The following is a 24,327-nucleotide window of genomic DNA, read 5'->3' as shown; positions in this document are numbered from 1 at the left end:
CCGACCTTTGCTTTTTTTTGTAACCATCAACTTTCAACTTTCCCGTTTATACATTGGCTTCAATTGTTACTTTTGAAACAGTAACCCCATTACTATCCGGTTTAACAATTTGAAAAGAAAACTCAGGAAAACGTTCGGCAAGTTTTTCCCGTAATGACTCACCTTGCCCGATCGCTGTAAAACAAATAACCGTTGGTCCTGCTCCGCTTAAAGCGACTCCATATGCCCCAAGATCACGCACTTCTTTTAACGCCTTCTCAAGTCCAGGAACAAGTTCAAACCGGTACGGCTGGTGGAAAATATCTTCAACCATCATTTTCCCCGCCAATTCCCAGTTTCCTTGCAAAATGGCTGCTGTAAGAACATTACTAATACTGCTTCCTTTCACTGCTTCCTTAAAAGAAATCGTTTCCGGAAGCACTCCACGCGCTTTCTTTGTCTTTAATTCCTGCTGTGGAACCATCATTACGATATCAATTTCAGGAACACCACCACGAATCACATCCGTAGCGTCTTCACGATGACTTCCAATGACTAAACCACCGAACAACGATGCTGATACATTATCAGGGTGACCTTCCCATAGACTGGAATGACGAAGCTTCTCATCATCAGTTAGCTGTAACCCAAGCACTTGATTGGCTAGTTCAATTCCGGCAATAATGGCTGCTGCACTACTTCCTAATCCTCTTGATAATGGGATTGTACTTTCCATTGCAACATCACACGGCGGCAACTCTTTCCCATACTCCCCCGCTATATGTGTGGCTACTTGATAAATCAAATTATCTTCAACATCACCTGTAATTCCTTCTAATTCTTTCGACTCGTCAATATGAAAAGTCCACTTCTCTGCTGGCGTTACTGTGATCGTTAAATAACGATTCACAGCAAGCCCAATTGAATCAAATCCTGGTCCCAGGTTTGCTGAGCTTCCCGGTACTGAAATGACCACTTTCTCCGTAAGCACTAGCGAACACCACCTTTAATGTGTTCTAAAAATGCCTCCTCGTTATTTGGTAAAACAATTGGCTTCACTGTAATTGAATCCATCGCCGTATTTGGATCTTTCAATCCATTTCCAGTGAGTACACAAACAACTTTAGAACCTTTGGCAATTTCTCCTGATTCAATTTGCTTTTTCAAGCCGGCAATTGATGCACATGAACCCGGTTCAGCAAAAATACCTTCGCGGCTTGCCAATAGTTTGTAAGCTGAAACGATTTCTTCATCTGTTACATAATCAATTTTTCCGTTTGATTCATTTGCTGCATTTACAGCATAATCCCAGCTTGCCGGATTTCCGATACGGATTGCTGTTGCAATCGTTTCAGGATTTTCAATCACTTCCCCTTTTACAATTGCTGCTGCTCCTTCCGCTTCAAAACCTCGCATTTGCGGTAAGCCTGTTTGGTGCTTCTCATTGTATTCTTTGAAGCCTTTCCAGTACGCAGTAATGTTACCTGCATTCCCAACTGGAATCGCAAGGACATCCGGCGCTTTACCAAGCGCATCACAAATTTCGAATGCTGCTGTTTTTTGCCCTTCAATACGATATGGATTGACAGAGTTTACGAGAGCAATTGGCTCTTTCTCAGCAATACTGCGAACGATGGATAATGCATTATCAAAGTTTCCTTTAATTTCAAAGATCTCTGCTCCGTACATTACCGCTTGAGCTAATTTACCAAGAGCAATCTTTCCTTCCGGTATAACAACGATACAACGCATACCTGCACGCGTTCCGTAAGCAGCCGCTGCTGCTGATGTATTTCCAGTTGATGCACAAATGATTGTGTTGCTTCCTTCTTCCTTTGCTTTAGCGACAGCCATAACCATCCCGCGATCTTTAAATGATCCTGTAGGGTTAGCTCCTTCGACCTTAACGTGAATGTCTACTCCCCACTCATTTGAAAGATGTTCTAATGGAATAAGCGGTGTATTCCCCTCATTCAGTGATAACATTGGTGTGTTATCATTGATTGGTAAGTACTCTTTATATTGATGTAATAATCCTTTCCAACTGCTCATTTCGATTGTCCTCCCTCAACTCGGTAACTACTCTTTACTTCTTTAACTACATCTAAGTCACGTAACTTTTGAGAAATCTCTTCGTACGTTTTTTTGTTTGTTTTGTGTGTAATCATAACGATTTCCGCCATATCATTTTCGCCTTTAATTGGAAGCTGCAGTAACTTTTCAAAGCTGACTAGATGATCCGCAAATAAAGACGTAATCGCTGAAAATGACCCTGCTCGGTCTTCAACATGAAGGCGCAGGAAATACTTTGATTCCATCTCCTCATCCGTCTTTAACTGTTTATCATAAAGCGGCGGCAATGCACTTCGACCCGTTACACCTAACCGCATATGTTTCATTACAGTTACTAAATCAGAAACAACAGCTGTTGCTGTCGGTAATGAGCCGGCACCCGGTCCGTAAAACATCGTTTCTCCAACCGCCTCACCGTATACATATACAGCATTATATTCATCATTTACTGATGATAATGGATGCTCATTTGGTAATAATGTTGGTTGGACACTGATTTCAACACGGCCTTCATCACGCTGAGCAAGCCCAATTAATTTCATTGTATAGCCCATTTGACTCGCATATTTCAAATCATCATCGCTGACACTTGAAATTCCGCGAACCGAAACATCTTCTAACGCAACACTCATTGAAAATCCTAATGTTGCCAGAATTGCCATTTTTCTAGCTGCATCCAAACCTTCTACATCGGCAGTCGGATCACTTTCAGCGTAACCTAACTGTTGCGCTTCTTTTAGTACATCTGCATAAGAGCTGCCATACTTACTCATTTTAGTAAGAATGTAATTCGTCGTTCCATTGACAATTCCCATCATCTTCGTAATCCGGTCTGAAGATAGTCCTTCGACAAGACTCCGGATAATTGGAATTCCTCCAGCTACACTTGCTTCATAAAATAAATCGCACTCATTTTTAGAGGCAACTGTGATAAGTTCTGCACCATATAACGCCATTAAATCTTTGTTCGCCGTAACCACATGCTTTTTATTATGAAGAGCTTTCACAATATGCCCTTTTGCCTCTTCAACGCCACCCATTACCTCAATGATGACATCAATATCGGGATTTAAAACAACATCATCTGGCTGATCAGTTAACAATGAAGCATCTATATCTATATCACGTTCTTTTTGGAGATTTTTAACGAGAACTTTTCCAATTGATACAGGGCAACCGACTTGATGCTGTAATTCTTGCTGGTGAGCTTGAATAATTTGAATAACTCCAGTGCCCACTGTCCCCAATCCTAATAATCCTACTGAAATTCCTTTATTCATAGCTTCCACTCCCTCAATAGCCTTAAAGTTATATGTACTCCCTGAGAATACATCTGTCTTTCTATAAAGGACATTATAGAATGAATCTCCGTTATTTACAAGGATTATTTTTACTATTCATTGTTGTTAGCCGCCTATTTTTATAAAAAAGGTAACAAAAATAAAATAAGCTTGTCCTTTTATAGCGAAAAAGCCTCCAAATCCTTATTACGGAAGGAGGTTATCCAAGGCCTGTCATCGAGTAAATCGTTTCTAAAAGATGCTCCGGTGTAGAACATGCTATCCGTCGATTATTCACCACACCGTGGAACTGATCCTTACATACATGGCAATTACCAATGCAGGTAAATGTGACAACCTGTATTTCTGCTTCTTTTTCTAACTGTTCAAACACGTGGTCTGACCCATTCCAACGATTCATTTGACAACACTCTACTTTATTACCCATTTCAACACCTTGCTTTGATTTATCAAAATTTTGCACATCTTTAAACAATATTTTAATATTACCACAAAATGCGTGAACATTCCTAAAATTTTAAATGTCTAAATTAGCCAATCTACAGGCGGGATCATTAAATCCTTTGACAACTCTGTTAAACCTCTCGTATTTTCTTTTTCAGTTTCCAGCACTCGTAAGTACAACTCATGATATTGTTGTTTCCCCCAGTCGGTCTTACTACGATAATATCCTTCCACACTCTCATAATAGGAAAGGGGAAACAGCAACCGTCCATAGATCAATCGGCACGCATACTTGGTTAAAGGGGCTGTATTGTGATAGTCCAAGATAAAGGTCATAATCTTATCATTTTGAAATCCATCGTCTCTTACGGTCTGCCGTATCCATTCAGACAGATCTCTGCTTGGATGATCATAGACAAAAGTTGTTGGCAGTTTCAAATTCGATAATGTCCTCTCATTGAGTGTTAGCCATGTTGCATTTGTAAACCGTTTATGACATATTGTTCCTCGCTCAAACTTTGCATTTTGTTCATCGATTTCACTATCAACAACATATTGAATTGCATTTTCGGTTAATCCCATATAATAAGGATAAGTTAGCAAGAAAGACTCATCAAATGGTGACTTTTTTTTCTGCCGTAAAATATAGTCATACCACTGTTCCATTTGTTCTAGTCTTCGTTCCCAGAATACTTTCCACTGCCCTAAATAATTCTGCTGTTTCGTTTGCGCTGCCAAATTTTTACCGCGATTATGAAAATGAGCCAGTTTCATTCCTATTGTTTCATCTTCATTATATAGTCTATCCATCTCAATATTTTCAGGCACCTTAAATAAAAATACCTCTTGGCCATCAATTGATGCACTCATCTGTCCATTAATTGTTGAAACAAGCTGTGGAATACCTGTCTCTCCCATTGCCGCTAAGTGCCTTGCATAATTTGTCACTTCCGCAATGCTTTCTTGTTCAATCTCATCACAAGGAACCGTTATATACATACCATCCTCTGTGACAAAACCCTCATAATCACCAATCATTGCTCTTTCATTACAAAATAAACGGTAATGTTCAAACAAATGCCGTTCAAACACAGTACATCCACATCCTTTCTCCACTATAGTCTATGACCGTTATATAGAAAGGTGTACGTTCAACGTAACAGCAATTTGTCAGGAATAATTTATTAAAAAGGTACAAAAACTGTTGTAGGAGCAGAACATATTTACTACTTTGACCGCATAAATTTTAAAAAGATCACTTTTTTTGAACAAGCAGATGCCCTAATACGTTAAATTGAAGGAGAAGGTGATATAGATGACTGAACGGAAAATAGATATTGTTGAAGAAACTGCACGTAAATGGCTAGCTGATCGAGGGGTGACAATTGATCATATTGCCGATCTTGTTTATTATTTACAAGTAAAATATTACCCTGATTTGGAAATTGAACAATGCAAGGAAAATATTGAGAAGGTTTTATCGAAAAGAGAAGTACAAAACGCCATTTTGACTGGCATACAATTAGATATCCTTGCCGAAAAAGGTTTATTAGAAGAGCCACTTCAAGACATGCTCATGCGTGATGAAGGTTTGTATGGGGTTGATGAAATTATCGCTCTCTCCATCGTCAACGTGTATGGATCGATCGGCTTTACAAACTACGGTTATATTGACAAACAGAAACCAGGCGTCTTGGAGCAATTAAATAAAAAATCTTCTAATACATGTCATACTTTTCTTGATGACATTGTCGGAGCGATTGCCGCAGCAGCATCAAGCCGACTTGCTCATAGTGCAGCAAATGTCAATGTTGACTGAAACTAGATAAAAAAATAAGGCCCGGATATCCGATTATTAAGTAGCGGACATCTAGGCCTTTATTTTATTAAAACTTGTAATTGTTCTATTCAAACTCCCACTGTGCTAGAGAATCCAACACATATGTCGGTTGTTTTGAATACGTTTTTAATTGTTCCTTTGACGTCACACCTGTATGTACCATAAGTGTGTCCATATTTGCGTGAATTCCCGCTAAAATATCGGTGTCATAATTATCACCAATCATTAACGTCTTTTCCTTTGGTGTGCCAATAACATCCAGTGCCTGATTAATGATAACAGCTTCGGGCTTACCGATAAATGTTGGTTTAACACCTGTTGAAACAGCCACTACTGATGTCAGTGAACCGTTTCCCGGAAGCAGTCCTCGTTCTGTTGGCAAAGCGATATCACCATTTGTTGAAATGAAGGTAGCACCATTTCTGACTGCCAAACAAGCGAGAGTTAATTTCTCATAATTAATATCACGATCAATTCCCATTACAACATAATCCGGATTCTCATCCTGAAATGTAAGACCCTTTTCTGCAAGTGCTGTTCTAATCCCGTTCTCACCAATGACATATACTGAAGCTCCTTCCTTTTCTTCGGCAATATAATTAGCGGTAGCAATGCTCGTTGTAAACACATGATCAGGCGTTGACGGTATTCCCATTTGTACAAGCTTATCAGATACTTCCTCTCTCGTTCTCGACGAATTATTTGTTACATATAAATATGACAGCTTCCGCTCCTCCAACTGATGAACAAAATCTGCCGCTTCCTGTATAACCTCAGTCCCCCGAAACATCGTCCCATCCAAATCAATTAAAAATCCCTCATACTTTTTCAAAAAATCACCCCAAGAATTAATTGTCCTAACTAAAAACTTCCCTGAATCTTACTAAACAATTCTAAAAACCTGTTTTAGTTTAGAGTTTAGAATGTAGAGTTTAGAGTTAAGGGCTGTGGGAAAATCTTCGAAGCACTCCTTTCAAATCACTCTAAACTCTACACTCTAAATTCTACACTCAAAAAAAGTGCCACCCAACAAAATGCAGGATGGCAGTCTTTCACGTATCTTTCGGTTTTTTAATTCGGTAAAAACAGTTAGGACCGTCACCGATGGCTAGGCTTGAACTACATTCAATTTCATCTGTACCTAGCATTTCTCGAAACAATGAAAGCTCACACTTACATGCAACTGGGTATTCTTCAGCAATTTGTGAGATCGGACAATTGTATTCTTTAAAAATATACGTTCCATCCTCTTCCTTTTCCCATTCAACCATATACCCATGTTCATTTTGGATTTTAGCAAGTTCTTCTATTTTTTCTTCAAATGACTTGTTTTCAATTCGCTTTGAATATTGTTCTTTAAAGCGCTCTTTTCGTCGTTCGAATAACGCCTCCACCATTTCTGGACCGTTTAACTCTTCAATATCTTTAAGGAAATCAACTGTCAGCGTCGCGTAATTACGCGGGAACAGCTCCTCACCTTTTTTTGAGAGGCTATATACATTCGAAGGTCTACCCATTGCTTGCCTTACTAATGTTGTTTCAACTACATGGTCACGTTCCAACGAATTTAAATGACGACGGATTGCCATTTCAGTAATCCCCAGGTTCTCAGCCATTTCAGCAACCGTCATTTGCTTATTCATTTTCAATAGGCCTAGAATTTCATCTCGAGTAGAGGTGGTTTGTTTGCTCATTTAAATGACCATCCTTACTTAAATTATCTTCTTTATTATATTTTATCATTAAATATGTTTATTAAGTAGTTTAAGTTCGAATTTTTCTAAACTTGATCAAAAGAAAAAACACCTCATAAACTGAGATGTTTACGGTAAAAATGCTGACACAGGTCCTAACTCATCCTCCAGGTATTTTCTAACAGACACAGGGAATTGCTGCAATTGCTCAAATTGATTCTTTAATACTTCGTTTAATTGTTCATGTTCCATTTCTGTATACGATTGTACGAGGGCTTTTCGATAACGAACAACCGCCTTAATTCCTTCAGCCTCATTTTCTGCCAACACTTTTTCATCCTGTAATATTTCAATAATATCCTCATAACTTCCTGGATCGCGCATGATAAAACCATCAATCATGCTATTGCCGACATCAATGATCGACTCAATGACAGAATGAATTAAACGCTCTAACCCTAATTTTTCTACTTCCGTTGACCAACTGCTCTGCTCCGCATAAATTTGCAAACATTTTTCCATATATGTAAGAGAACTTTCAATTTTTTTTCGATCAACAAAATACATGGTCATCACCTGCTCCAATTAGTTTTAATTAGTATAACACATTCAGGGTTTTTATTTAGAAATCAGATTTACTAATTATAGTTAATTCCCTAATGTGCTTAACTTTGTTATGATATAGTAGGTTGGAATTAGTTTAGAGTTTAAAGTGTAGAGTGTAGAGTTGTTTGAAGGCTTTTCTAAGAAGATCTTTTTAAACCTCACAGAGTACCCAAAAATAACTCTATACTCTAAACTCTACACTCTACACTTAACTCAACTCTTAACTTATTACATTATTACACAACATGAACTGGAGGAGAAGAGTTTTGGAACGTGAATTAGCCTTAGAGATTGTTCGAGTAACTGAAGCAGCAGCTCTTGCATCTGCACAATGGATGGGAAGAGGTCTTAAGAATGAAGCAGATCAAGCTGCGACAAGTGCGATGCGAGCGATGTTTGACTCGGTCAATATGAAAGGAACTGTTGTTATTGGTGAAGGTGAGCTTGATGAAGCTCCTATGCTATATATTGGTGAGAAATTAGGGATCGGTAATGGTCCAGATGTTGATATTGCCGTAGATCCATTAGAAGGTACAAGTATTGTTGCCAAAGGACATCCAAATGCTATGGCAGTTGTAGCTGTTGCCGATCGCGGAACATTATTGCATGCTCCGGATATGTATATGGAAAAAATAGCTGTTGGGCCGGAAGCAGCTGGTTTAGTTCGTCTTGATGATCCAATTGAAAAAACCATTGATATTGTAGCAAAGATGACAAACAAACGTGTGAACGATGTGACCGTGATTATTCAAGAACGTGAGCGTCATCAGGAATTAATCGAGCGCATTCGTGCCAAGGGAGCGCGAGTGAAATTATTTGGAGATGGCGATGTTGGTGCAGCAATTGCAACTGCCCTTCCTCATACCGGAGTTGACCTTTTTATCGGTACTGGCGGAGCTCCTGAAGGGGTTATTTCTGCAGCAGCACTGAAATGCCTAGGTGGTGACATGCAAGCACGTCTCGTCCCATATACAGATGAAGAATTTGAACGGTGTAAGAAGATGGGGCTTGAAGACCCTAGACAAATCTTATATTTAGATGACCTCGTGCGTGGGGACGATGCTATCTTTGCAGCTACAGGGGTTTCCTCAGGTGAGTTATTAGAAGGAGTCCGTTTCCTAGGCGGGGATGTTGCTCAAACCGATTCAATTGTGATGCGGGCAAAGACAAAAACAGTCAGATATATTAAAGCACACCATCATCTTGAACATAAACCTCACCTCGTCATGGAATAATATCACTGTACTGTGAGCATGTTACATGACTTGAAGGAGCACTTATACTATAATTGTATTTTATTATGTTCAATGCTTAAAAAATGACTGTAAAAGGAAGGATGGTATCATGACTGATCGTTTTTATTTATATGACGATACCGAAGACACGAGAACTCGCTTTGTCAGTTTTATGGGTGAAAAACAACGCTTTGACTTAGCGATCACATCAACATCTCGTCATTACGGTAAACATCTCATCTTAGATATGCAATCAAACCGTTTTGCAATTATTGGTACGGATGACCTTGATGAACCAGGTTACTTAGAATATGTCTATAAACTCGATGAAGAGGATGCGGAAGAACTTCGATCCTATTTACGGGAAATCGTATAAACCTATCCAAGTGTGAACGGATGGAATTGTGGACATTTTCTGAACTTTCTTGATTAACAATCACTTACTAGCATGAACAGCACCTCCAACGGACAAAATACGTTCAGGAGGTGTTTTTCATGAATCGAAAAAAAGATCATGAAGGTCGAGATCTGTATGGTGATTTTTCAAATGCTGAGACTATGCATAACTTCTTCATTCCTGAGGAATTTTCTGATGGACCATATGGATCACCAGTTAATCATGAATTAGGGAAAAGCAACTGGGAGGAAGGACAACGTCCATACAGTGCTTTCAACTATGAATTCAAATCCTTTCATGAGGATATTCCACGTCAATTCCCAGGTGCTCATCAACCCCATGATGACCCTGATGCCGACCGTGTCCCTCCATATCAGCGACCATAACAAAGAAAAGCGCAAGCGCCTTGCTAAGCCAGCCTACATCCTGTGATTCTCTTCTATGCTGGCTTGCGACGAGGAATTCTCTACGTAGCTTTACTTGTAGACACAGGAGCAAAGCTACAAGGGAGCAGCTTCACTGGAGGGCCGACAATAAGTGTCTCGCCTTTTGGACACGTTTGACGGACCGAAGTGACCTCGAGCGGCTAGGCGCTGGAGCTAGACAAAAAAACTCTGTATCATCATTGATACAGAGTTTTCATCTGTAAACTTCCTTTTTATTACTCGCTGGCCTTCTTCTGTTTAGACTGAATGTCCTTTACTTTTCGCAATACAAAGTAGGCACAGCCAAAATTACAATATTCATAAATATATTCAGGCAATGTACTGATTTTGGTGTCATACGTTGATTTACGGTTTTCATCGTTAAAAAATCCACGTAATCTAAGCTGACTATATCCCCAGTCTCCAACAATATAATCATATTTATTCAAAACATCACTATAACGTGCTTTAAATTCTTCTTCATTCCAGGCACTTTTTACATCTTCAACTACTTCAAAACTTACTCCTTGTACGCGAATCATCTTCAGCCCCACCTTATTTAACAATTATTTATACCCAATGGACTTATTCGTATTTTACCATAAATGACACATCGATGTGATTTTAAACCAATTGTGATCCAACAATTTCTAAGCAAACATCTTTCCTTTTTGGTGATTCTAAGCATAAGGAGGTTTTAGCAGATGAAAAAATTAGGCCTTGCTTTAGGATTAAGTGTGATAAGTATACTTACTGGTTGTCAAATGGACAATCAATCACCATTAGCTGTTGAAAATCACGATCACTATAATGTTCGCGAAGATAATGAAAATTATAACATCCTTAACTACTCTGAGCATGGACAAAATCACCGGCAGCGTTTTGGGTATGTACGTTATCAAAGTGGAACTACCGCATTAGCCGAGCGCAGTAATGAAACAATGATCTACGACCGCGAATTAATTGCCGATGAAATTAGCCGATTAGCTTTAAATGTTCCAGGTGTTTATGACGTGGCCACATTAGTGACAGATAGTGAAGTCTTAGTTGCCTATCTCGCGAATACTAAAGACCGTGCAGATACAGCAGATCAAGTGAAACAAACAGCCTTCTCACTAGTCCCAAGATTTTATAATGTACATGTTTCCGATAAACAAGGTATGATTCAAAGCATTGAACGCTACAGTGGATTAAGCAACAGTAATGATCACACAATTAAAGGCGACCTAGACGAAACGATCAAAGAAATGAAGAAGTCCCCACAAGGACGGAACCTAGGAGACCGAGACAACGAATCCCGTCAAATGAAACGGGAAATCGCTGACAACGCAAAAAGAGACTAGCCAGAGGCAAGTCTCTTCTTTGAATTTAGAATTAATAATTTAGAATTATTGAGGGCTAATCAAAGAAGAATTCTTCCTTGAAACCCTAACATACAATTCTAAATTCTACATTCTAAATTCTTAATTAATTAACTTCTCTTTACAATCTTCACAAAAACAACTCTACACTCTAAACTCTAAACTAAAAATGAATTAATTCGCTCTCCTCGCTTCTTCAGCTTGGGCTGAGTTGACTTGTTCATCAGCGTGGTATGAAGAACGCACGAGTGGCCCTGATTCACAGTGACTGAAGCCTTTGGACATCGCAATGTCTTTTAGCTCAGCAAACTCTTCCGGTGTGTAATACTTTTCTAGTTTGATGTGTTTTTTTGTTGGTTGCAAGTATTGACCGATAGTTAAAATATTGACGTCATTTGCGCGTAGGTCATCCATTGTTTCCAATAATTCTTCCTTCGTCTCACCTAACCCAACCATGATACTTGATTTTGTAGGAATGTCAGGCTGCATTTCTTTTGCACGACGTAAAAACTCCAGAGAACGTTCATATGTCGCTCTTGCACGTACTGTTGGTGTTAAGCGACGGACTGTCTCAATATTGTGATTAAGAATATTCGGACGGGCATCCATTAATGTCTTTAAGTTTTCATACACACCCATCATGTCCGAAGGCAAAACTTCAATTGAACAGAATGGATTACGCTTACGAACTTTACGAACTGTATCCGCAAATACTGCTGCCCCGCCGTCCTTTAAATCATCACGGGCAACCGCTGTAATAACTGCATGCTTGAGTCCCATTAAGGCGACGGATTCAGCCACGCGTTCCGGCTCCTGCAAATCTAATTCAGTCGGCAGGCCAGAATTTACCGCACAAAAACGGCATGCTCTTGTACACGTCCCACCCAAGATCATAAATGTAGCTGTTTTTCTTTCAGCCCAGCATTCATGGATATTCGGACATTTTGCTTCTTCACAAACCGTATGAAGATTGTTCTCTCTCATTAATTTTTTCAGACCAGTATACGATTCATTTGTGTTTAACTTTATTTTTAACCAGTCAGGTTTTCGTATATATTGCTCTTTATTCGACATAGTACCACTCCAATCAAAAATAGCCAATTATATTATAACGTACTGAGCTCTTTTTTTATATTAATAAAATTTAATTCTTTAGTTTAATGTATCATGTTTAGATCCGTTATCCAAATTGAACAAATACTCTTGAACATTTCCATCAATTAACATATATGTTTTTAGTTAATCGCAACAAACTATAGTTATGAGCATGTAGAAAGGGGTTAGCTTCATGGGAATAAAAAAAATGATGATACTGCTTACTATTTTAAGTATCGTCTTTACTGCGATTCCAGCCGCTGCTGAATCAACAGGTGAACTAACATACGAACAAATTTTGGAAAAGAGAATGGATTTATACAAGAAAACTGAAACATTAACGAACATACCTTGGTATTATTTAGCCGGCATTGATTATTATGAAAGAGGTTTACGAAGAGCACGCAGAGACCTTCCCAAAGAAGATGGTTTTATTGGAATTTACTATTCTCCAAAGCAATGGGTAGGTGCCCTTAATCCGAATTTAGAGGACGATAATCCGGTTTCCATTAGTCTTTTTGGAGGAATAGGGCTAGATGGGAATGGTGACGGTATTGCTAGTCGCAATGATAGTGAGGATGTTCTTTATACATTTGCGAATTACTTACAAACGTATGGATTCGATGAAGAAAATATCAAAATCGGCTTATGGAAGTACTATCAACGAGATAAAGCAGTTGGCTTAATCATAGGCCATGCAAAGGTATTTAAAACCTATGACACGATCCATTTAACAAAAACAGCTTTCCCTGTTCCTCTCCGTTTTAATTACAGCTACAAAAACACATGGGGAGATGCCAGAGGTTGGGGTGGCCGTCGCATTCATGAAGGAACTGATATTTTCGCCGGACATGGCACTCCGGTTCGTGCTACAAAATACGGGATCATTGAATTGAAGGGCTGGAATAAATATGGCGGATGGCGTGTTGGCATCCGGGATATAGACAATATCTACCACTATTTTGCTCATTTATCCGGTTTTGAAAAGGATATTGAGGTTGGTAAGGTTGTAGAACCAGGTACAGTCATTGGCTATGTAGGAAGCTCTGGGTATGGAAAGCCTGGGACCCAAGGCAAATTCCCTCCCCACTTGCATTATGGCATGTATCGTGACAACGGCTTTACAGAATGGTCATTTGATCCTTATCCATCGTTGAAAAATTGGGAAAAGAAAGATCGTCAAGAAAGAAGAAAGGCAAAGAGAAGATAATTCTCTTTGCCTTTTCTTATTGTCTAGCTCCGGCGCCTAGTCGCTCGAGGTCACTTCGGTCCGACAAACGTGTCCAAAAAGCAAGACACTTATTGGCGGCCCTCCAGTGAAGCGACTACTTGCAATACCTCTTTGCTGCTTTGCGACGAGGAAGCTTGCTTCGAAGCGTTACTCGTAGACGCAGGAGCACGGTCGCACCTGCGCTTTTCTTATTACTTATTTTGCTTTGCGACACGGACAGCATGGATTATACTTGCTCCCAAACCACCCCAAATAATTGCGATTCCGATGACCATCATTGCGATAGCACTTGCTTCCATTACTGACCAACCTCCTTATTAGCTTCCGTTTGCTCTTCCTCTAACATTCCAGGTTTCCAACTGATCATTGAGAAGATAATCCCAACAACAATCACTCCTATGGCAACCATCCAGCCCCATGGAATGATGAAGCTCGTTGCATACCCTTCGTAGTTCTCTGTTAGATTCTTTTTAATATTATCGAACATCATATAACCTAGGACGATTGGCGTAATTACACCTAGACATACTTTCCACCATGTACCTGTTCGAATATCTGAAATATCATTAGCATGTTTTTGTAATGGTGTAAGCTGCTTAAGGAACCAAGAAACAACAACTACACTTACTAACCCTGCAAAGGCTACCCCAAAGCTGTTAATAAAATAATCCACTGCATCTAAGAAGAATAAACCACCTTGTGTTGCAAAAAGAATCGAGATAAGAGCTGATAGACCGCCACCAAATGCAACCGCCTTCGTACGAGAAATCCCAAACTTATCTTGCAGGGCTGCTATATACGTTTGAACGATCGAGATAAGTGATGAAAGTCCCGCTAATACTAAGGATCCAAAGAATAGTACCCCAAACAATCCGTTCATTCCAGGGAATGTATTAATGATTTCAGGGAAGACAACGAAAGCAAATCCTACACCAGCACCAGCAATTTCATCTACACCTACACCTGTTGATGTTGCCATAAAACCAATCGCTGCGAAAACCCCGATACCCGCTAATAACTCAAAGCTCGAGTTAGAAAAACCTGCGATAAATGCGTTGTTATTTATATCCGATTTCTTTGGTAAGTAACTTGAGTACGTAATCATAATGGCAAAGGCGATTGATAAACTAAAGAAAATTTGACCGTATGCCGCCACCCAAACTTTTCCATCCATAATCGTCTCCCAGTTTGGTTTAAAGAACGCATTTAAACCAACTGACGCGCCTTCAAGTGTTAAAGCACGAATAACGATAATTAAAAAGACAACAACAAGTGTTGGAATGAAGATACGGTTTGCTACTTCAATTCCACGCTTAACACCCTTAAATAAAACACCTAACGCAATAATCCAAACTAAAATTAACGGAATAAATACGCCTGGTACTAAACTACCTGTTTGACCAGGATCAACTGATAATTGTAAATACTCTCCGAATAAGAATCCTGCTGTATCTGTTCCCCACTGTTGTCCCACTGCAAAATACGTATACGAAATGGCCCAAGCGATAATTACAGCATAGTATGTAGCAATAACAAACGAAATTGCTACTTGCCACCAGCCAATCCATTCAGATTTTCGATTTAATCTTGCATAGGCTAATGGTGCTGAGCCGCGATACTTATGACCTAACGTGAACTCCATAATAAGTAGCGGAATACCCGCCGTTAAAAGTGCAAATAAATATGGCAGGAAGAATGCCCCTCCTCCATTTTCATAGGCAACATATGGAAATCTCCAAATATTCCCTAATCCTACTGCCGAGCCCACTGCTGCTAATATAAAGCCGGCTCGCGTCCCCCATTGCTCGCGATTATTCATTTTTTTAACCCCTTTCTCTCTTTAAATAGTAAGCACTCGTCTTACTATTTATTTTATTCTGAATATTTTGGTTTTAGTATATAGTTTTAGCTTGTCTTTGTCAAAAGTATATTTTTGTCATTTCCATGTGGAATATACATTTTAACGCGGTCTAACGCTAAAGTACCAAAGTAAAAAAGATAGTTTGTCCTTTCCAAACGTATAAAACACCTATCAAATCGCCCAATTTTCTGACAATTCACTATTTTATTATAATTAATTTCAACGTTAAAGTCAAAATATTTTTCGAAAAATGCAGGATTTTGTCGAAAATTTTTTTATCAAAAGTGACTCTAAATACAAACAAAAAATGCTTGGAAAATTAAACTTTCCAAGCATTTTCTATTTTATTACAATCAATTGGCTGATGCCACTTTTTTCAACACAAATACCGTTAACACGAAAGTTGCAATGGAAACGAGTAAACCGAACAGAACACTTCCTGTAAAACCTAATACTAAATAACCTATGATCGTTATCGCCGCAACAATTAACGCATAAGGCAATTGTGTCATCACGTGATCAATATGATGACTTCCTGCTCCTGTTGATGAAAGAATCGTTGTATCAGAAATTGGTGAACAATGATCACCAAATATCGCTCCAGCTAATACTGCTGCAAGTACTGGCAACATCATTGTAACATCTGTCGCAGCTGCAATTTCACCAGCAATCGGAAGCATAATTCCAAATGTACCCCACGACGTTCCTGTTGAAAATGCCATAAATCCAGCAATTATAAACAATACAACTGGTAAATAAGCAATATTCATATGCGCATCAACTAAACCGGCTAAATACTTTCCAGTTCCTAATTCACTAATAATTTCAATGATTGTCCAAGCAAAAATTAGAATATAAATCGCTGGAAGCATTGATTTTATACCAGCCCATAATCCACTTCCAAATTGACGACCTGATACGCCTTTTACTAATACAAGAACAATAGCAACGGCCAGACCTAAAAGTCCTCCGTAAACAAGTGCTGCAGCAACATCGGTATTTTCAAAAATCGACAGTATTGTAACTTCGCCTTCTGTTCCTTGAATTCCAGTAAAAATCATAAAGAAAACAGTCGCAGAAATTAACGTAGCAATTGGCCATAATAAGTCGCCAACTTTTCCTTTATCAGAAACAGTTACGTTTTGTTGATCTCCAGGAACCGGTCCTTTTGTTAAGTCAACAAGTTCACCTGTATTCATCGCATGAATTTCCTGCTTCTTCATTAATCCAATATCCAGCTTAAAAATGACAACTGCAAAAACCATTAATAGTGCAAGAATTGCATAAAAATTCATTGGTACCATCAGTAAAAATGCTTGAAGCGCTTCATATTGGGTCACATTATGTGTAACTAATATTCCCCCAATAATTGTAATGATATACGCACCCCAGCTTGAAACAGGTGCAACGATACAGATAGGAGCTGCTGTTGAATCGACCAAATATGCAAGCTTAGAACGGGAGATACGATGACGATCCGTTAAAGGACGACTAACATTACCAACTGTTAAACTATTAAAATAGTCATCAATAAAAATGATAAACCCTAATAAAATCGTAACTAGCTGCGCACCGACTCTCGTCTTCACGCGCTTCATTGCCCATTCTCCAAAGGCTCTGCTTCCTCCAGATAGTGAGACAAGTGACGCGATCATTCCTAGCGCAAGCAGGAAAAAGAGAATATATAGTTCCCACGTATTCAATCCCCCATCTGCAACAAAAATTCCTCCGACAATACTAAAGATTTGCGAAAGGCTTTCCGTAATACTAAAGCCATTGACCATTAATGCCCCGACAATAATTCCAACACCGAGTGACAGCAATACTCTCCTTGTAACGATAACCATCAGTAAAGCGAGTACTGGTGGTATTAATGATAAAGCTGAATGTTCCATAATCGACCCCCTGATTTATTTAGCGGTTAGCGGTTAGCTTTTAGCCATTAACTTTTAACTTTTAACTACATTCTAATCGCTAATAAGCTAGATGCTAATTCCCTAACATTTTTTCTCTCTTCTTATCTCTTTCTGTTTCTCTTTCTCTCTCTGCTCACTAAAAAAGGTAATAGTAGCACAAGACCTACCATTACCTTAAACAAGTAACGTTAAAGTGTCTCATCAAGTAAAGTAGTCCTCCACTATAGTTGCTCTATAGTGACAGTGCGGCATTTATTCAATGCAACCCCAGTAAAGATAAACATGACTTTTATCTTTACTTCGGCGAATTTCCCTTTTTGTAATGGTCTTCGTTGTCATCCTCACATTACATACTCATGATTTTCGCGCCTCTACCTCATCGATTGATGAGGCTTAACTTATTCTATTACATTATAAAAGTATAGCAATATTCCATTTGAACAACAATGTTAATTTTAGTTAATTGCTTCTCTAATGTCAGATTCTTTAATAATCGCTGGTGCAGGCAGTGAACCACTACCACCTTGATTATAAAAATCAGGCACTTTACCAGGTACAAATAACATTCCAACTGGAATCGAAGTAGATACAACAGCTGTATCTGTTGCAAAAGGAATAATAATTCGCACATCGACCTCAATATCGACTGCTACATCGATCCACGTATTATTAATTCCTACTTCTTTGATCGTATTATTAATCTGTGATTTCACGTCTCCTATCGCCGTAAATCGGACCGGAATTTGCGGGCCTAAATGAGCGAGGAGGGCATTTTGTGTTGCTTGACCCAACGGGATTGTATGAATAATTCCATTGAAACCAGAATCATGATTTCGTTCAACTTCAACCCCATTAGGTAATCCAAGTTCCTCGACTCTTCCTTCTTCAACCATTTTTAAATAATGTTGGACCCGATACGTCGCTTCATATAACACTTTATTATAAATGGTAGGATCAAAACGGGCAGAAGTGATATTTCCTTGCGCATCTTTATCAATGACAATTAACTCTTCCATTTCCGTGCTTTCTGAAATCTTTTTCGAAATGGCATCATTAATGGCCAGCGTCGCAATCCGTTGAGTCTCTGTATGCGCAATAGCCAGCAATGTAGGCCGTATTCCTCTTTCTACAAACCATAATCCTTGAACAGTAAGAATAATAAAGATAACAAATGATATCAAAAATACATATCGAAATGGTAACGGTCCTTTTCGGGGACGCAGTCTTTTTTTAATCAGTGCCAAACAAAATCCCCCCTTACATAGTTATATGTATGCAAGGAGGGACTAGATTTACGCCTACGATTTGGACATTTTCTTATAAATTAAAAAGCGGTGATCATAACGATTCTTTTCGTCACGGATTCCTGCTTCCTCATGTACAACCACCCATTCATCACCCATTTGAGGAAAAAACGTATCCCCTTCAAACGAATGATCAATTTGGGTAACATAGATACGATCAGTATAAGGTAAGAACTGTTTATAAATTTCAGCACCGCCAATCACAAAAAGATCACCGTCAAGGGCTAATGCTTCTTCAATAGAATGTACTATTGTACAGCCGTCAGCCATAAAATTTCGGTCTCGCGTTAAAATAATATTGTTTCGATTCGGCAGCGGTCTGCCAATCGATTCAAACGTTTTTCTCCCCATGATCACCGTATGACCAGTTGTTACTTTTTTGAAATAAGCAAGGTCAGCCGGCAAATGCCACGGCATCTCATTATTTAATCCGATTACACGTCCTTCTCCCATTGCGACAATTAATGAAATCATACTGAAACTTCTCCCTTAATATGTGGATGTGCTTCGTAATCAACAATTTCAAAATCATCAAACTGATAGTCAAAAATTGTATCTGGCTTTCTCTTAATGACTAACTTTGGCAATGGCAGCGGCTCTCTCGTTAACTGTAACTTCGCTTGCTCGAGATGATTCAAATACAGGTGAACATCGCCACCGGACCAAATAAATTCACCCACCTCTAAATCGCATTGTTGTGCAATCATATGGGTTAAAATCGCGTAGCTTGCGATATTGAAAGGAACACCTAAGAAAAAGTCACAGCTGCGCTGATTTAACATGCATGACAACTTTCCATCTGCCACATAAAATTGAAACGAATAGTGACATGGAGGAAGTGCCATTTTGTCCAGTTCTCCGACATTCCAGGCATTTACAAGCAGTCGCCTTGAGTTTGGATTTGTCTTAATTTGTTCCACTACCTCGCTAATTTGATCAATTGTTCTGCCGTCAGGTGTCTCCCAAGCACGCCACTGCTTACCATAAACTGGACCGAGTTCACCGTTCTCGTCTGCCCATTCATCCCAAATTGACACCCGATTTTCCATTAAATATTTAATGTTTGTTTCCCCTTTAAGAAACCATAGAAGTTCATGAATAATCGCACGTAAATGCAGCTTTTTTGTTGTGACTAACGGAAAGCCTTCTTGCAGGTTAAAACGCATTTGCCGAGCAAATAGTGACAATGTCCCTGTTCCTGTACGATCCTCTTTTTTTACTCCGTGATCTAATATCTCTTGCATAACGTCTAAATATTGTCTCAAGCTAAGTAACACCTCAATTTATCATAGTTTCTTTATAGAATACTCTTTTTTTTCTGAAGCTAATCTTGTTTCGCACTCTGTAATTGTTACATTCAATTCCTCTAATAAATCAACTTCATATGTATTAGTAAGTTCTACTCCATGCTCTTCAATAATCCTTACAACCGGCCTTGTCGTGAGTTGTTTGTTCTGCTTAGAAACAATTCCTTTTCGGCCATCACTTAACACGACAGTTAAACCACATGGATAGACAGCGATTGTTTCTTTAAAAATTTCTACGAGTTTTTTATCGTACTGCGTTTCAACACCTGCAAATAAAATTTCCATTCCTTCATTAGGAAGCATTGCTTGACGATACACTCGCTCTGAAGTCATGGCATCAAACACATCAGCGATGCCAATCACTTTGGCATAGTAATGAATCTCATCACGTGCCAGTCCTCTTGGATAGCCCGATCCATCTAACCTTTCATGATGCTGAAAAGCACAGTGAGCCGTGAGCAAAGAGATACTTGTTGATTTTCTTAAGATGTTAAAACCAGCAGTTGTATGCTCCTTAATAATCCCATACTCTTCATTTGTTAGCTTACCAGGTTTTCCAAGTATTTCAGTAGGAATTGTCATTTTGCCAATATCATGCAACATTGCGCCCATCCCAATTTCCATTAATTGCTTCTCGTTAAATCCTGCCTTTACAGCTAAAGCAAGAGTATAGATCGTTACATTTAATGAGTGCGTGAAAATATAAGAATCATAACTGTAAACATTCGATAGTAATGATAATGCCTCACGATTCCCCTTAATATCATTCAGGATATTTTTAATCACTACAGAAAACTTTTTTTGAATTAAGTCAGGATTAAATGATTTCGATAGGATACCTTGATCCGTCATCGTTGAAAATTCAGTTTTAATTGTATCAATGGCTTTTTTCCGTGTCTCCTGGGTAATCGATTCTTTTACTTCAATTCCATCTGCTCGTGAATCTTTAATATAAACAAATGTAATCCCTATTTCTTGGAGGCGGTTAATCATTCGTTCACTTAGCGTCACCCCTGATTGAATCAATACTTGTCCATTTTCATTGTAAATTGACTTTCCTAACTCTACACCCGGCTTTAATGATTTTGTAACTACTAATCTCATCTACATCCAACCCCAACTTCTCCTCAAGACTTTGCTATTATATCTAAGCATATTGGTTAACATGAACAAACAACTAATGTAAACCAAATTTTTTTTCATGGATATATTTATTATAAGCGAATGATTTGCTTGTATCTACCTTTCTGTTGCATCGAGTAAGTGAAACTTTCATCAAAAGGATTTTTACACGATAAAAAAACCTGGCAATCATCATGCCAGGAGAAAAAAATTATACCATTTTTAACAAAGCATCTTTACCTTTCATGCCTTTATAAATACCTCTTTCCTCAGCTTCCAAAGTCACTGATTCTAAAGGTGCTTCAAGCAACTGATCAATTGTTCGGACCCCTACTGCCCGACCGGCAATAATTTTGCGTTCTTTTAATTTGGCATTCAATAAAGCAACATCCAATGCCCCACACATTATATATCCGTTATCATTTGTAACGGCCATAAAATTTGTTTTCGGTAATTTTACAATAATAGCTGTAAATTGCTGATCCTCAATGACGATAGGGTACATCTCAACCATATCTTTCTCCACACTCCCCTGACAAAGTATTTCACAATGAAATGAACATAGTCATCCATCTACCTCTTTATCAAGTTATGAAGCAATGGGAAAAAAGTGCGTTTTTTAAATAAGTTTAGAGTTTAGAATTTAGAGTTTAGAGTTGTTTAAGTTTTTCCAATGATGCAAACATCCATGAACTACTTTCTTTTACTCTAAACTCTACACTCTCAACTCTAAACTATAAATTTTCTTTCCCCAGTTTCCACGCTAACACATCCCTAAGTAGTTCTGGCATGTAGTATTGTTTTTCTGGTGATGCGGCGATGGCTGGGAAGAGTTTTCCGAATGTGAACATATCGATTGTTCCTATTTCATAAATACGATCAGGGTCGATTGGTTTTCCGCCTATTTTAATGCTTGTTACATGGGTAAGTCCATCAGCAAGCTTAGTTGTTTTTACATCAATCCCATCAAAGACCATCATTCCCATCACCTTGCCGCGAAATCCAAAGCCATTAACCTTAAGCTGCTGTATTTCTTCTGTAAAGGCATGCTGTATCGTTTCCTTTAGTAAATCACCGCGTAATTTTACTTTACAAGGATTAATCGGATGCGGGCAGATTCGATGCAAATCCCCTCTTGTGACTTTCCCTTCCGTTAGACCTTCAAGAATAACACCCGAATTGACCATGCCAATCTCAGCATGACACCACTCTCGTAGCGCTCTTGCAGTGATTTGAGCAAACGCAGAAGGCTCAAACCAATTCACATACAGCGGATGCTCTATTGATGTAACTTCTTCATACAGCGTTTTCTCCTGTTCAACAAATAAATCTGTAAGAAGCTGTTCTGTTACTTCACAATTCTGCTGTTGCTCGGTTGGGATACAATACGCATCATGTGAGACAATTTCCTTTAATTCATGATCATACGTTAAAGAGATTTGTCCTAAATATTTACAGAATTTACCCGCTTGAGCAATAACGGTTCCTTTTACATAACGTCCGTTTTGGAGTAAATGATGAGTATGCCCCCCTAAAATGACGTCTATCCCTTCTAGTTCATCAGCAATTTTTTCATCGATGTTAAAACCTAAATGGGAAAGCAGAACAACAATATCCGCTTGTTTCCGAACTTCCTCAACTAAGCTTGGCAAAAGTTCAAACGGATCCTTAATATCCCAGCCCAAACTGCGGTAAAAAGGATAGTATGGCATCGTCATCCCAATCACACCAACGGTTAGACCATTATCAAGCTGATGAAAATCATATGACTGAGTCCACGTAGGCTGATCACCATTTGCTTCAAACAGGTTGGCTACAAGAACGTTGAAATTTGCTTCATCATAAAGACGATCCAGGTGTTCTTTTGAAAACGTAATTCCCTCATTATTACCGATCGTCGCATTATGAAATCCTGCTTCATTCATTAAACGGACATTTCCTTTTCCGTTTGTAGCCTCTGTAATCGGATGAACCCGATCTGCATGGTCACCAATATCAAAAAAGAGAGCTGACTCATTTCGACGCTTATGATGCTCCCGCTGCTTCTTAAAATAAGAAACAACCTTTGGCCAATTTTCCAAGCGGCTATGTAAATCATTCGTATGATAAATAAAAATTTGCGAAAGCGACAAAAACATCAACCCCTTTCTAGAGTTTAGAATTAAAAGTTTAGAGTTTAGAGTTGTTCGTTAGCTTTTTCTAAAGAAGTCTTTTAAAAATTTCACAGAGTTACCCCAAAAGCAACTCTAAACTCTACACTCTAAACTCTAAACTAAATTCACTTTCAACTATTAACTTTTAACTTTTAACAAACCTACCCCGTCATTCCCTGCCAAATCAATCTGATTCCGATGATGATGAGGAAAATGCGGAGGATGTTTACGACGGTATCGCTTTTGAGTCTTTGGTTGATTGCAGCTCCTAGTTTCCCACCGTACCAGGCGCCTGGAACGAGGGCTAGTGCATAGAGCCAGTTAACATTACCTAATGAGATATGAGAAATGGAACTGACAATCGATGAAAGAAAAATCATAAACATTGATGTTGCAACAGCAATATGGGCTGGAAATCCAAATAATAAGATCATCGCTGGAACCATTAAAGAGCCGCCACCAATACCGAATAATCCCGAGCACATTCCAACAATAAACGAGATGGAAATTGCTAAAACCGGCTGATAGCCATATATAGTTTCCTCACCATTTTCATTTATATAGCCCCGCTGAACTCCCTTAGCACTTACTTTTAACGGCTTTAAATGTTTACGAACCATGAGTATAAATGAAACAATGATAATAAAAATTCCAAAATAGACAAGAAATGAATTCGCATCAATGTCTTTGTTTAACCAAACACCAAATAATGCTCCCGGACCTGAACCCGAAAAAAACAACAATCCACTTTTGTAATCTACTTTTTTCTGCTTAATATAAGCTAATGTGGATGACAATGCTGTAAAAATCATAATAACAAGTGATGTTCCTACTGCCACTTGTGGCGTAATTCCAGCTAGAATCATTGTGTAGCTGCCAAGAAGCATTAAAGCTGGAACAACAATGATCCCTCCACCTAGTCCCATAAGACTTCCTAGCGTTCCAGCAACAAGTCCAATGACAATGAGTAATAACCACTCCAT

The 24,327-nt window shown here is 38.7% G+C and carries 26 protein-coding genes and 1 riboswitch; of the genes, 6 read left to right on the top strand and 20 right to left on the bottom strand.

Annotated features, from left to right (window positions below):
* Positions 1-46: 46 nt before the first annotated feature.
* The 5 genes from thrB to yutH form a co-directional block, all read right to left on the bottom strand.
* Complete coding sequence (thrB, locus tag ACJ2A9_RS14360; RefSeq protein WP_441422356.1) at positions 47-970, bottom strand: homoserine kinase; 924 nt, start codon at positions 968-970, stop codon at positions 47-49.
* Positions 970-2,031: a threonine synthase gene (gene thrC / locus ACJ2A9_RS14355; protein ID WP_441422355.1), complete on the bottom strand. Its 1,062-nt coding sequence runs from the start codon at positions 2,029-2,031 to the stop codon at positions 970-972. Before thrC ends, thrB begins: the two co-directional genes overlap by 1 nt.
* A complete protein-coding gene (locus ACJ2A9_RS14350) occupies positions 2,028-3,332 on the bottom strand; it encodes a homoserine dehydrogenase (RefSeq protein ID WP_441422354.1) in 1,305 nt (434 codons plus the stop codon). The genes thrC and ACJ2A9_RS14350 overlap by 4 nt, the downstream gene beginning before the upstream one ends.
* A 220-nt stretch (positions 3,333-3,552) precedes the next feature.
* Entirely contained in the window at positions 3,553-3,816 is a 264-nt protein-coding gene (locus ACJ2A9_RS14345) for a DUF1450 domain-containing protein (protein ID WP_441422353.1), read from the bottom strand.
* Between the two features lie 62 nt (positions 3,817-3,878).
* Positions 3,879-4,889, bottom strand: coding sequence for a spore coat putative kinase YutH (yutH, locus tag ACJ2A9_RS14340; protein WP_441422352.1), 1,011 nt, complete (start codon positions 4,887-4,889; stop codon positions 3,879-3,881).
* A 223-nt stretch (positions 4,890-5,112) separates the two neighbouring features.
* Between yutH and ACJ2A9_RS14335 the strand changes: the two genes are divergently transcribed.
* Positions 5,113-5,616: a phosphatidylglycerophosphatase A family protein gene (locus ACJ2A9_RS14335; protein WP_441422351.1), complete on the top strand. Its 504-nt coding sequence runs from the start codon at positions 5,113-5,115 to the stop codon at positions 5,614-5,616.
* Positions 5,617-5,701: 85 nt separating this feature from the next.
* Here ACJ2A9_RS14335 and ACJ2A9_RS14330 read toward each other — a convergent pair whose 3' ends face one another.
* The 3 genes from ACJ2A9_RS14330 to ACJ2A9_RS14320 form a co-directional block, all read right to left on the bottom strand.
* Positions 5,702-6,469: a TIGR01457 family HAD-type hydrolase gene (locus tag ACJ2A9_RS14330; RefSeq protein WP_441422350.1), complete on the bottom strand. Its 768-nt coding sequence runs from the start codon at positions 6,467-6,469 to the stop codon at positions 5,702-5,704.
* A 220-nt stretch (positions 6,470-6,689) separates the two neighbouring features.
* The gene (locus tag ACJ2A9_RS14325) at positions 6,690-7,331 is read right to left on the bottom strand and encodes a helix-turn-helix transcriptional regulator (protein ID WP_441422349.1); all 642 of its coding nucleotides are present in this window, start codon (positions 7,329-7,331) and stop codon (positions 6,690-6,692) included.
* Between the two features lie 129 nt (positions 7,332-7,460).
* A complete protein-coding gene (locus ACJ2A9_RS14320; protein WP_441422438.1) occupies positions 7,461-7,898 on the bottom strand; it encodes a DUF86 domain-containing protein in 438 nt (145 codons plus the stop codon).
* Between the two features lie 305 nt (positions 7,899-8,203).
* On the opposite strand from ACJ2A9_RS14320, the gene glpX reads away from it, so the two are divergent.
* From glpX to ACJ2A9_RS14305, 3 genes are all read left to right on the top strand, one after another.
* Positions 8,204-9,172, top strand: coding sequence for a class II fructose-bisphosphatase (gene glpX, locus ACJ2A9_RS14315; protein WP_441422348.1), 969 nt, complete (start codon positions 8,204-8,206; stop codon positions 9,170-9,172).
* A gap of 109 nt (positions 9,173-9,281) precedes the next feature.
* Positions 9,282-9,548, top strand: coding sequence for a DUF3055 domain-containing protein (locus ACJ2A9_RS14310; RefSeq protein WP_441422347.1), 267 nt, complete (start codon positions 9,282-9,284; stop codon positions 9,546-9,548).
* Between the two features lie 119 nt (positions 9,549-9,667).
* Complete coding sequence (locus tag ACJ2A9_RS14305; RefSeq protein ID WP_441422346.1) at positions 9,668-9,955, top strand: cytosolic protein; 288 nt, start codon at positions 9,668-9,670, stop codon at positions 9,953-9,955.
* A 275-nt stretch (positions 9,956-10,230) separates the two neighbouring features.
* Here the strand turns inward: ACJ2A9_RS14305 and ACJ2A9_RS14300 are convergent, their stop codons facing one another.
* Positions 10,231-10,536, bottom strand: a complete 306-nt coding sequence (locus ACJ2A9_RS14300) for a YutD family protein (protein WP_441422345.1) — start codon at positions 10,534-10,536, stop codon at positions 10,231-10,233.
* A gap of 162 nt (positions 10,537-10,698) precedes the next feature.
* On the opposite strand from ACJ2A9_RS14300, the gene ACJ2A9_RS14295 reads away from it, so the two are divergent.
* On the top strand, positions 10,699-11,337 hold the full coding sequence (locus tag ACJ2A9_RS14295) for a YhcN/YlaJ family sporulation lipoprotein (RefSeq protein WP_441422344.1): 639 nt from the start codon (positions 10,699-10,701) through the stop codon (positions 11,335-11,337).
* Between the two features lie 192 nt (positions 11,338-11,529).
* On the opposite strand, the gene lipA is transcribed toward ACJ2A9_RS14295, so the two are convergent.
* Positions 11,530-12,429 (bottom strand): lipoyl synthase, encoded by a 900-nt coding sequence (gene lipA, locus ACJ2A9_RS14290; protein ID WP_441422343.1) that lies wholly within the window; start codon positions 12,427-12,429, stop codon positions 11,530-11,532.
* Positions 12,430-12,649: 220 nt separating this feature from the next.
* On the opposite strand from lipA, the gene ACJ2A9_RS14285 reads away from it, so the two are divergent.
* On the top strand, positions 12,650-13,660 hold the full coding sequence (locus ACJ2A9_RS14285; RefSeq protein WP_441422437.1) for a M23 family metallopeptidase: 1,011 nt from the start codon (positions 12,650-12,652) through the stop codon (positions 13,658-13,660).
* Positions 13,661-13,872: 212 nt separating this feature from the next.
* On the opposite strand, the gene ACJ2A9_RS14280 is transcribed toward ACJ2A9_RS14285, so the two are convergent.
* The 10 genes from ACJ2A9_RS14280 to ACJ2A9_RS14235 form a co-directional block, all read right to left on the bottom strand.
* Entirely contained in the window at positions 13,873-13,980 is a 108-nt protein-coding gene (locus ACJ2A9_RS14280) for a methionine/alanine import family NSS transporter small subunit (protein WP_441422342.1), read from the bottom strand.
* Positions 13,980-15,500 carry a sodium-dependent transporter gene (locus ACJ2A9_RS14275; RefSeq protein ID WP_441422341.1) on the bottom strand — a complete coding sequence of 507 codons (1,521 nt, stop codon included), beginning with the start codon at positions 15,498-15,500 and terminating at the stop codon, positions 13,980-13,982. Before ACJ2A9_RS14275 ends, ACJ2A9_RS14280 begins: the two co-directional genes overlap by 1 nt.
* A 395-nt stretch (positions 15,501-15,895) precedes the next feature.
* Positions 15,896-17,437, bottom strand: coding sequence for a Na+/H+ antiporter NhaC family protein (locus tag ACJ2A9_RS14270; protein ID WP_441422340.1), 1,542 nt, complete (start codon positions 17,435-17,437; stop codon positions 15,896-15,898).
* A 224-nt stretch (positions 17,438-17,661) separates the two neighbouring features.
* Positions 17,662-17,840, bottom strand: a riboswitch (Lysine riboswitch).
* Between the two features lie 73 nt (positions 17,841-17,913).
* Positions 17,914-18,702, bottom strand: a complete 789-nt coding sequence (gene yunB / locus ACJ2A9_RS14265) for a sporulation protein YunB (protein ID WP_441422339.1) — start codon at positions 18,700-18,702, stop codon at positions 17,914-17,916.
* Between the two features lie 54 nt (positions 18,703-18,756).
* Positions 18,757-19,236 (bottom strand): dihydrofolate reductase, encoded by a 480-nt coding sequence (locus ACJ2A9_RS14260; RefSeq protein WP_441422338.1) that lies wholly within the window; start codon positions 19,234-19,236, stop codon positions 18,757-18,759.
* Positions 19,233-20,027 (bottom strand): thymidylate synthase, encoded by a 795-nt coding sequence (gene thyA / locus ACJ2A9_RS14255; RefSeq protein ID WP_441422337.1) that lies wholly within the window; start codon positions 20,025-20,027, stop codon positions 19,233-19,235. Before thyA ends, ACJ2A9_RS14260 begins: the two co-directional genes overlap by 4 nt.
* A gap of 21 nt (positions 20,028-20,048) precedes the next feature.
* Positions 20,049-21,173: an HD-GYP domain-containing protein gene (locus ACJ2A9_RS14250; protein ID WP_441422336.1), complete on the bottom strand. Its 1,125-nt coding sequence runs from the start codon at positions 21,171-21,173 to the stop codon at positions 20,049-20,051.
* Positions 21,174-21,402: 229 nt separating this feature from the next.
* Positions 21,403-21,705 carry a YunC family protein gene (locus tag ACJ2A9_RS14245; RefSeq protein WP_441422436.1) on the bottom strand — a complete coding sequence of 101 codons (303 nt, stop codon included), beginning with the start codon at positions 21,703-21,705 and terminating at the stop codon, positions 21,403-21,405.
* A gap of 220 nt (positions 21,706-21,925) precedes the next feature.
* Positions 21,926-23,323: a bifunctional metallophosphatase/5'-nucleotidase gene (locus ACJ2A9_RS14240; RefSeq protein WP_441422335.1), complete on the bottom strand. Its 1,398-nt coding sequence runs from the start codon at positions 23,321-23,323 to the stop codon at positions 21,926-21,928.
* Positions 23,324-23,505: 182 nt separating this feature from the next.
* Positions 23,506-24,327: a sulfite exporter TauE/SafE family protein gene (locus ACJ2A9_RS14235; protein WP_441422334.1), complete on the bottom strand. Its 822-nt coding sequence runs from the start codon at positions 24,325-24,327 to the stop codon at positions 23,506-23,508.

The organism is Anaerobacillus sp. MEB173 (assembly GCF_052119505.1).
Lineage (GTDB): Bacteria > Bacillota > Bacilli > Bacillales > JBJMAU01 > JBJMAU01.
The sequence above is the reverse complement of the archived record's forward strand: the minus strand, read 5'-3'. Positions and strand labels throughout refer to the sequence as shown.